At 72.7% G+C, this 8,992-nt stretch carries 7 protein-coding genes and 1 pseudogene; all 8 read left to right on the forward strand.

The genetic code is table 11. The features are described from left to right. The first annotated feature begins 83 nt into the window (after window positions 1-83). The 8 genes and pseudogenes from AC068A_RS30530 to AC068A_RS30565 all read left to right on the forward strand — a co-directional run bounded on the left by AC068A_RS30530 (window position 84) and on the right by AC068A_RS30565 (window position 8,880). Window positions 84-1,067 carry an alpha/beta hydrolase gene (locus AC068A_RS30530; RefSeq protein WP_478589499.1) on the forward strand — a complete coding sequence of 328 codons (984 nt, stop codon included), beginning with the start codon at window positions 84-86 and terminating at the stop codon, window positions 1,065-1,067. Further along, entirely contained in the window at window positions 1,060-2,274 is a 1,215-nt protein-coding gene (locus AC068A_RS30535; protein WP_478589500.1) for an acyltransferase family protein, read from the forward strand. Before AC068A_RS30530 ends, AC068A_RS30535 begins: the two co-directional genes overlap by 8 nt. Next, the gene (locus tag AC068A_RS30540; RefSeq protein WP_478589501.1) at window positions 2,267-3,589 is read left to right on the forward strand and encodes a sensor histidine kinase; all 1,323 of its coding nucleotides are present in this window, start codon (window positions 2,267-2,269) and stop codon (window positions 3,587-3,589) included. Before AC068A_RS30535 ends, AC068A_RS30540 begins: the two co-directional genes overlap by 8 nt. A 26-nt stretch (window positions 3,590-3,615) precedes the next feature. Then, window positions 3,616-4,266 (forward strand): response regulator, encoded by a 651-nt coding sequence (locus AC068A_RS30545; protein WP_478589519.1) that lies wholly within the window; start codon window positions 3,616-3,618, stop codon window positions 4,264-4,266. A gap of 87 nt (window positions 4,267-4,353) precedes the next feature. After that, a complete protein-coding gene (locus AC068A_RS30550; protein ID WP_478589502.1) occupies window positions 4,354-5,694 on the forward strand; it encodes a sensor histidine kinase in 1,341 nt (446 codons plus the stop codon). After that, window positions 5,691-6,350 (forward strand): response regulator, encoded by a 660-nt coding sequence (locus AC068A_RS30555; protein ID WP_478589503.1) that lies wholly within the window; start codon window positions 5,691-5,693, stop codon window positions 6,348-6,350. Before AC068A_RS30550 ends, AC068A_RS30555 begins: the two co-directional genes overlap by 4 nt. A gap of 96 nt (window positions 6,351-6,446) precedes the next feature. Further along, window positions 6,447-7,643 (forward strand): annotated as a pseudogene (locus tag AC068A_RS30560) (cytochrome P450). Between the two features lie 190 nt (window positions 7,644-7,833). Further along, entirely contained in the window at window positions 7,834-8,880 is a 1,047-nt protein-coding gene (locus AC068A_RS30565) for a DNA-methyltransferase (RefSeq protein ID WP_478589504.1), read from the forward strand. The last annotated feature ends 112 nt before the right edge of the window (window positions 8,881-8,992 follow it).

Here is an 8,992-nt window from a genome sequence, read left to right on the forward strand (position 1 = left end):
CAGAAGAGCCGGCTGCCGCCGCAGGCCGCTCGGAGGAGCCGATGGGCTCCGCGCGCCGGCCGGCAAAGGAGCAGGGGACCGCCATGACCCGCCTCGAAGGACGCCCTGAAGGACGCCGCAGCGCAAGCCGTCTGCGCGGCCGTCTGCGCCGCACCCTGCTGGCGGGCCTCGTCGCCGCGGCCGTGGCCGTCCCCGTGTCCGCCGCCGCCTCCCCGGAGGTGCCGGCGCCGATGCCGATACCGGCGGCGCTCGCCGAAGGGGCCGCGCCCCGGGAGGCGTACGCGGCGAACCTCGCCAACCTCGCCGACGCGGCCCGCATGGCCCGGGGCGCCGGCCGCACCGGCCGGGCCGACCGGCTCCACGCCATGGAGGCGGAGGGGGCTGCGCAGTTCCTCGCGTTCGACGGCCGGGGCCGGGGGCGTGCCGTCGAGGTGTTCGGGGACCTGGAGACCGCCGACCGGATCACCGTCCTGGTGCCCGGCTCCGACACCACCCTGGACACCTACCAGCGGTTCCGGGCCGGGGCGGTCAGCCTCCAGCAGCGTCTGACGGCCGAGCACGCCCGCTCCGCCGTGGTCGCCTGGCTCGGTTACGACACGCCCGGCACCATCAGCGCGACCGTGCTCACCGCCGACCGGGCGGAGGAGGGGGCCGCCGAACTGGGGCCGTTCCTCCGCCGCTTGGAGCAGGTCTCGGTCCCCGGGGCCCGGCTGTCGCTCCTGTGCCACTCCTACGGCTCGGTGGTCTGCGCCCGTACCGCCACCGGACCCAAGGTCGGCGACATGGCCCTGTTCGGCAGCCCGGGCACGGGCGCGGCCTCCGCCGCCGAACTGCCGACCGGGGCCCGGGTGTGGGCCGGCCGCGGCGGCGGCGACTGGATCGGACGGGTCCCGCACGTCCGCGTCGGCCCGGTCGGCTTCGGCACCGATCCCATCGCCCCCGCCTTCGGCGCCCGCGCCTTCGCGGCCGGGCCGGGCGGCCACAGCGACTACCTCAAGCCCGGCACCAAGTCCCTCGACAGCCTGGCCCGCATCGTCCTCGGCACCCCGGAGGTCCCCCGTGCGTAAGCTCCGCGCCCGCTGGCCCGTCCTCGCCGACCGTGTGGACGCGGCCACTCCCGCCGACCGGGACCGGACCGTGGACGCGCTGCGGACCTTCGCCATCCTCGGCGTGGTGCTGGGGCACTGGCTGGTCACCGCCCTGACCGCCACCGCCGACGGCGGACTGAGCACCACCAGCCCGCTGTCCCACCTGCCGTGGCTGGCTCCGGTGTCCTGGGTGTTCCAGACGCTGGCCGTGTTCTTCCTGGTCGGCGGCCATGTCGCGGCCCGCGGCCACGCGTCGGCGCGCCGGCGCGGGGTGTCGTACGGCGCCTGGCTCGGGCAGCGCCTGTCCCGGCTGTTCCGGCCGGTCGCCGCGGTGCTGGCCGTGTGGGCCGTCGCCGCGGCCGGGATGCTGCTCGGCGGGACGGAGCCCCAGACCGTCCACACGCTGGTCCGGCTCGTCCTCTCCCCGCTGTGGTTCCTCCTCGTCTTCGCCGTGCTCACCGCCGCCACCCCGCTCGTGGCCCGGCTCAACCCGCTCTGGCCGCTGGCCGTGGTGGCGGGCGTGGACGTGTGGCGGTTCGGGCTCGGCGGGCCCGAGTGGGCCGGCTGGGTCAACGTGGCCGCCGGCTGGCTCGTCCCCTACACCCTCGGCGCCGCCTGGTCCCGGGGCGCGCTCGCCCGGCGCCGGCCGGCCGCGCTGCTGCTGGGCGGTGGCGCCGCCGGCACCGCCGTGCTCGTCCTGTGGGGCGGGTACCCGGCGTCCATGGTCGGTGTCCCGGGGGCGGAGATATCGAACCTGAACCCGCCGACCCTGGCCGCGGCCGCCTTCGGCCTCGCCCAGTGCGGGCTGGCCCTGCTGCTGCGGGAGCCGGTGGCCCGGGCCATGCGGCGGCCCCGGGCATGGGCGGCGGTGGCCCTGGCGAACCTGTCCGCGATGACGATCTTCCTGTGGCACCAGACCGCGATGATGGCCGTCACCGCGCTCGGCCTGCTGGCCCCCGCCGACCTGCCCGGGCTGCACACCGTGCCCGACTCCCCGCTGTGGATAGCCGCCCGGCTGCTGTGGCTCCCGGTCTTCGCCGCCGCGCTGGCCGTGTGCTGGACCGCGTTCCGCGCGTACGAACAGGCCAGGCGGTCCCGGCCGGGCGCCCCTTCCCGTACGGTCGCGGGCTCCGCAGCCCCCGCCGCACGGCGGCCGGCAACCGAGGAGATGATCACCCATGCCTAGGCTGGACGGCGTGAACGACCAGAGCGACGCCGCTGCCACGACCGCCACGCGCCCCGGAGCCCTGCTGCGGACACTCGCCCTGGATCTGTTCACCGTGGCGTGGGACCCCCTGCCCAGGATGTCCCGGCCCCGCTGGCTGGCCTGGCTGCCGCACCTCGTGATCGGCTACGTCGGAATCTTCTGCGCCTTCCTCACCGCCGAGCAGATGGCCGACCACTACGGCGTCACCGGCGGCTACCCGCTGGTCGCTGCGCTGGCGACGGGAGCGTCGATCCTGTTCGCGATGTTCCGGCCGCTCGCCGGCTGGTGGCTCGGCCTGCTGGCGGGAGCGCTGGTCGCCGTACAGGTCCACGACCGGGTCGGGCCCGGGCAGAGCTGGCCCTGGGCCCCCGGCGGGATCTTCGCGTTCGCCGTGGTGCTGCTGCTCGTCGCGCTGCGCGTGCCGCCCCGGGTGACCGTCACCGTCATCTGCCTGTCCGTCGGCCTCACGGGCCTCGCCGAGCTCCTCTTCAAGCCGGAGCACGGCCAGAGCACCGTCCTCGACGTCATGCTCCTCTTCGGTTTCGTCGGCGTACTCGGGTACGCCCTGCGCGCCACCCGGCTGGCCCGCACCAAACTCGTCGAGCAGGAGACCCTCACCGAGGAGGAGCGCGCCCAGCGCACCCTGCTGGAGGAGCGCAGCCGCATCGCCCGCGAACTGCACGACGTCGTCGCCCACCACATGTCGGTGATCTCCATCCAGGCGCAGGTCGCCCCCCACCTGGTCGAGAACCCCTCCGAGGAGCTCAGGGAGAACCTGGCGGGCATCCGGGAGAACGCGCTGGAGGCGCTGACGGAGCTGCGCCGGGTCCTCGGCGTACTGCGCTCCGAGCACCCCGACGACGCGGCTAACCCGCACCACCCGCAGCCCACCCTCGCCGACCTGGACGGCCTCGTCGACAACGTGCGCGGCGCAGGCCTGACCGTCACCACCGAGATAGCGGGGACACGCCGGCCGCTGACCCCGGGCGTCGAGCTCACCGCGTACCGGATCGTGCAGGAGGCACTGAGCAACTGCCTGCGCCACGCACCCGGTTCACGGGTCGAGGTCGGCATCGCGTACGGGCCGCGGGAGCTGCACCTGTGCATCGCCAACACCGCCCCGACCCGACCGGCACCGCCCTCGCAGGGGGCGGGACACGGGCTGCTCGGCATGCGGGAGCGGGCGGGCATGCTGGGGGGCGAGCTGGCCGCCGGTCCGCGGCCCGGCGGAGGGTACGAGGTGAGCGCCGTGCTTCCCACGGATCCCGCGGCGAAGAAGGGAACAGAGAGTTGACGACGACGGCCGACCCGATCCGGGTGATGATCGCCGACGACCAGATGATGGTCCGGCAGGGTTTCACCGTCCTCCTCAACGCGCAGCCGGACATAGAGGTCGTCGGGCAGGCCGTGGACGGCGCCGATGCGGTGGCGAAGACCGCCGAACTCGGGCCGGACGTGGTCCTGATGGACATCCGGATGCCCGGCATGGGCGGCATCGAGGCGACGTCCGCCATCACCGCCGCCGCGGGGTCCGCCGTGAAGGTGCTGGTGCTGACCACCTTCGACCTCGACGAGTACGTGTACGAGGCGCTGCGCGCCGGGGCCTCCGGCTTCCTCCTGAAGGACGCCTCGGCCGACCAGCTCGCGGAGGCGGTGCGCGTGGTGGCGGCCGGCGAGGCGCTGCTGTCCCCGAACATCACCAAGCGGCTGATCACCGAGTTCTCCCGGCTGGGGGCGCCGCGGGCACCGTCGAAGGCCCGGATCGCGGAGCTGACGGAGCGGGAGACCGAGGTGCTGGCGCTGATCGCGCAGGGCCTGTCCAATGCGGAGATCGCGGCGCGGCTGGTGGTCGCCGAGCAGACGGTGAAGACCCATGTGGGCCGGATCCTGGTGAAACTGGGACTGCGCGACCGCACGCAGGCGGCGGTGTTCGCGTACGAGACGGGCCTGGTCCGTCCGACGGGCTACTGAAAGCGGCAGGTAGTACCTGAGAGGGAGGCCGGGAGATCCCCTTCGGCGGCGACGCGGACGACGGGGAGGGCGACCTACCGTGGGGGCATGACCGAGACGAGCACACCCGGGGCGCCGCCCCGGGCCCCCGAGTTCCGGCTGGCTTCCGACCTGCTGCACAGCCTGCGCGAGGACCTGATCACGGATGCGTTCGCGTTCCGGCCGCTGCCGCCGAAGCGCACGGACGGTCCGCTGATGCGCCGGCTCCCGCAGCGGATACGCATGCGGTCGGCGCACCTGCCGCATGCCGCGGTGGCCGCGCTCGCCCTGTTCGTGCTGCTGCTCGCCTCGACCGGCAGCAGCTTCGAGTGGCCGCTGGGCAGCCTGCTGGTGGGGCTGATAGCAGCCGCGCCGGTCCTGATGACGCTGGTCCGTCCCGTGGGGGCGTTCTGGGCGGCGCTGTTGGCCACCGTGGCGCTCTCGGTGGCCAACGCGGGGACGGACATCTGGCCCCAGTCACCGGGCGCCTTCCTCTCGTACCTGGCCGTGGTGACGCTCGTGGCCATGCGGACCCGGCCCCGGGCCGCCGGCTGGATGTGGCTGATCACCGTGGCGGTCGGGCTCACCCTCCCCGTCGTGGTCGGGCTGGGCGACCCGGCGAGCGTCGTGCCGATGGCCTTCCTACTGGCCATGTCCCTGCTGGTGGTGACGGTCCGCAACATCCGCAGGGAGGCCGCACAGGAGGTCAGTGCGCAACAGGAGGTCACGGCCGTCGAGCGGGACCGGCGAACCCTGCTGGAGGAGCGCACGACCATCGCGCGCGAGCTGCACGACGTGGTGGCGCACCACATGTCGGTGGTGGCGATCCAGGCCGAGGCCGCGCCCTACCGGGTGAAGAACCCGCCGCCGGAGCTGGAGGCCGCGTTCGCGACCATCCGGGAGAACGCGGTGGCGGCGCTGACGGAGCTGCGCCGGGTGCTGGGCGTGGTCCGCTCCGCGGACTACGAGGCGCCCGACGCCCCGCAGCCGACGCTGGCCTCGCTGGACGGGCTGCTGGCCAATGTGCGCGATGCCGGGCTGAGCGTGGACAAGACGGTGACGGGCGCGGTGCGGGAACTGCCGCAGGGTGTCGAGCTGTCGGCGTACCGGATCATCCAGGAGGCGCTGAGCAACACGCTGCGCCACGCCCCGGGGGCGGCGGCCGAGGTCGAGGTCAGCTATGTACTGGGCGGGCTCGGCATACGGGTGGTCAACGGGAGGCCGACCGGGGATGTGCGCCCCTCGCCGGGCGCCGGGCACGGGATCACGGGGATGCGTGAGCGGGTGGCCATGCTGGAGGGGGAGATGACCGCGGGCGGGACGGAAACAGGAGGGTACGAGGTGGCGGTGTTCATACCGGTGCGGGGACGGCAGGAGCCGGCCCAGGACACGGCGCAGGCCCCGGCATGACGATCAGGGTGCTCATCGTCGACGACCAGATGATGGTCCGGGAGGGCTTCTCCGTCCTGCTGAACGCGATGGACGGGATCGAGGTCGTCGGCGAGGCGGTCGACGGCCGCGAGGCCATCGACCGGGTCGCGGCGCTGCGGCCGGACGTGGTGCTGATGGACATCCGGATGCCGGTCATGAACGGGCTGGAGGCGACCCGGGAGATCGTCGCCGCGGGCACGGACGCGAAGGTGCTGGTCCTGACGACCTTCGACCTCGACGAGTACGTGTACCAGGCCCTGCGGGCCGGAGCCTCCGGGTTCCTCCTCAAGGATGCCTCGGCCCGGCAACTCGCCGAGGGTGTGCGGGTGGTCGCGTCCGGGGAGGCCCTGCTGGCGCCGACGGTGACCAGGCGGCTGATCCTGGAGTTCTCGAGGCTGTCGGCGGCGCCGCGGCTCGCCGGCTCGGCGGCGGTCGAGGTCCTGACGGAGCGGGAGACGGAGGTGCTGGTCCTGATCGCCCAGGGCCTGTCCAATGCGGAGATCGCACACCGGCTGGTGGTCGCCGAGTCCACCATCAAGACCCATGTGAGCCGGATCCTGGTGAAGCTGGGCCTGCGGGACCGCACGCAGGCGGCCGTGTTCGCGTACGAGACACGGCTCGTGACCCCGTCGTAGCGGGGGCCCGTGCGCCGCACGGAGCGCGGCTCCGGGCGGATGCCCGGGTGGGCGGGCGCCCGGCGGGCTGGCTGGCTGGCTGGCTAGGCTGCGGAGATGGGCTTTGATCCGTGGGATGCCGCGTTCGTCGCCGATCCGTACCCCGCCTACCGGGAGCTGCGCGCGCAGGGCCGGGCGGTCTGGTGGGAGGCCACCGGGCAATGGCTGGTGCCGCACTACGCCGATGTGAGCGCGCTGCTGCGCGACCGGCGGCTGGGACGGACCTATCTGCACCGGTTCTCGCACGAGGAGTTCGGGCGCCAGGCTCCACCGCCGGAGCACGAGCCCTTCCATGTGCTCAACGGGAACGGCCTGTTGGACCTCGAGGACCCGGCGCACGGCCGGGTGCGGCGCCTGGTGTCGAAGGCGTTCACCCCGCGGACGGTGGAGCAGCTCGCACCGGCCGTGGAGCGGCTCGCGCAGGAGTTGGTGGGGCGGCTGCTTGCGGACGGCGGCGGGGACCTGCTGACCGTCGTGGCCGAGCCCCTGCCGGTGGCGGTGATCGCAGAGCTGCTGGGGGTGCCGGAGGCGGACCGGGGGCTGCTGCGGCCGTGGTCGGCGGACATCTGCGGGATGTTCGAGCTCCGGCCCGACGAGGAGACGGCGCGGCGGGCGGTCCGGGCGAGCGTGGAGTTCAGCGCCTATCTGCGGGAGCTGATCGCCGAGCGGCGGGGGCGGCCCGGCGAGGACCTGATCTCCGGGCTGATCGCCGCCCACGACGAGGAGGGGCGGCTCAGCGAGCAGGAGATGATCTCCACCTGTGTGCTCCTGCTGAACGCCGGGCACGAGGCGACCGTGAACACCACCGTCAACGGCTGGTGGGCCCTGTTCCGCAATCCGGAGCAGCTGGCCGGGCTCCGTCCCGAAAAGTTGTCCACAGCTGTGGATGAACTGATGCGCTATGACACACCCCTGCAGATGTTCGAGCGGTAGGTCCTCGACGACATCCGGGTCGGTGACACGGTCATTCCCCGCGGGTCGGAGGTCGCCCTGCTCTTCGGCTCTGCGAACCGGGACCCCTCCCGCTTCGCGGACCCGGACGTGCTGGACCTGGCCCGGACCGACAACCCCCACCTGAGCTTCGGCGCGGGCATCCACTACTGCCTGGGCGCCCCCCTCGCCCGCCGCGAGCTGATGGCGTCCTTCGGCGCCTTCCTGGCCGACGGCGTCCCTCCGCTGAAGCTCGTCCGCGAACCCCGATGGCAGCCGGGCTACGTCATCCGCGGCCTGTGCGAGCTCCTCGTCGAGTTCTGACGGAATACGGCATGGACCGTGATTCACGCGGCCCGCTTTCGCTCAAATCCCCTTCGGGGCAATTCGCCGAAGCGCGCTGCCGCCGGGCTTCGGCTTACTCGGACAGCAGCCCGCCGGGGCAGCCCTCGCTTACAATGGCGTGCCGGGCGGCTCGGCGTGCCCCCGGAGGGCGCAGCGGGAGAGGTAAGGAATGTCTCATCTGAACAAGATTCACTTGGGTGACTGCCTGGAGTGGCTTGCCGGGCTACCGAGTGGAAGCGTCGACACCGTCATCTCCTCCCCGCCGTACAACATCGGCAAGTCCTACGAGTCGCGCAAGGAACTCGAGGAATACCTCGCGCTCCAGCGCAAGGTGCTCGAGGAATGCCACCGGGTCCTCTCGGACAGCGGTTCCATCTTCTGGCAGGTCGGGGTCTACACCGACAGGGGCATGCACATTCCCCTGGACGTGAAGTTCTTCCCGATCCTGGAGGACCTGGGAATGGTCCCGCGGAACCGGATCGTCTGGGTCCGACCGCACGGACTCCACGCCAAGAACAAATTCTCGGCACGGCACGAAACGATTCTCTGGTTCTCCAAGGGCGAGGACTACAAGTTCTTCCTGGACGACATCCGGGTCCCGCAGAAATACCAGAACAAGAAGTCCTGGCGGGGGGAGAACAAGGGCGAGCTCACCTGCAACCCGCTCGGGAAGAACCCGGGGGACATCTGGCTGTTCCAGAACGTGAAGCACAACCACGAGGAGCAGACGGTCCACCCGGCGCAGTTCCCGGAGGACATGGTGGCGCGCATGCTGCTGTCGACCACGGAGCCCGGGGACACCGTGCTCGACCCGTACATGGGCACCGGGACGGTCGCCGTTGTGGCCCGGGACCACGGCCGCACCTTCACCGGCGCCGAATTGGACCCCGCCTACCATTCCATCGCCCTGCAGCGCCTTTCCGGCGAGCCGGACCAGGACGGCGTCTTCCCCAACCTGAAGACCCTGCGCGATTACGTCGAACGCACGGGCGAGCCGATCGAGAAGTTCCGCTTTCAGGTGCAGGTGGGGAAGAAGCCCACCGAGCGCGGCAAGTCCCGCCGCTTCGACGAGGCCCACCACCTGGTCGAGCTGGAGAAGCGGCTCGCCCTCGAAGAGGACGCCTTCGGTGACCGCCGGCGCGGGGTGTCCGACGGCCTGCCGAAGCTCCCCGCCCAGCCGAACAAGGACGACTCCGAGGCCCTCGGTCTTTTCTGAGGTATTCCGCCACGACGCACGGGCGGGGGGGGGGGGGGGGGGGGGGGGGGGGGGGGGGGGGGGGGGGGGGGGGGGGGGGGTGGGGGGGGCCTTGTGGGGGGTTTGGTGTAAA

The organism is Streptomyces sp. NPDC043854, assembly GCF_056436005.1.

Excerpts from the sequence above, each read along its gene's own strand:
- AC068A_RS30530 (WP_478589499.1), top strand. The coding sequence starts at position 84 with ATGACCCGCCTCGAAGGACGCCCTGAAGGACGCCGCAGCGCAAGCCGT.
- AC068A_RS30540 (WP_478589501.1), top strand. The coding sequence starts at position 2,267 with ATGCCTAGGCTGGACGGCGTGAACGACCAGAGCGACGCCGCTGCCACG.
- AC068A_RS30545 (WP_478589519.1), top strand. The coding sequence starts at position 3,616 with ATGATCGCCGACGACCAGATGATGGTCCGGCAGGGTTTCACCGTCCTC.
- AC068A_RS30550 (WP_478589502.1), top strand. The coding sequence starts at position 4,354 with ATGACCGAGACGAGCACACCCGGGGCGCCGCCCCGGGCCCCCGAGTTC.
- AC068A_RS30555 (WP_478589503.1), top strand. The coding sequence starts at position 5,691 with ATGACGATCAGGGTGCTCATCGTCGACGACCAGATGATGGTCCGGGAG.
- AC068A_RS30565 (WP_478589504.1), top strand. The coding sequence starts at position 7,834 with ATGTCTCATCTGAACAAGATTCACTTGGGTGACTGCCTGGAGTGGCTT.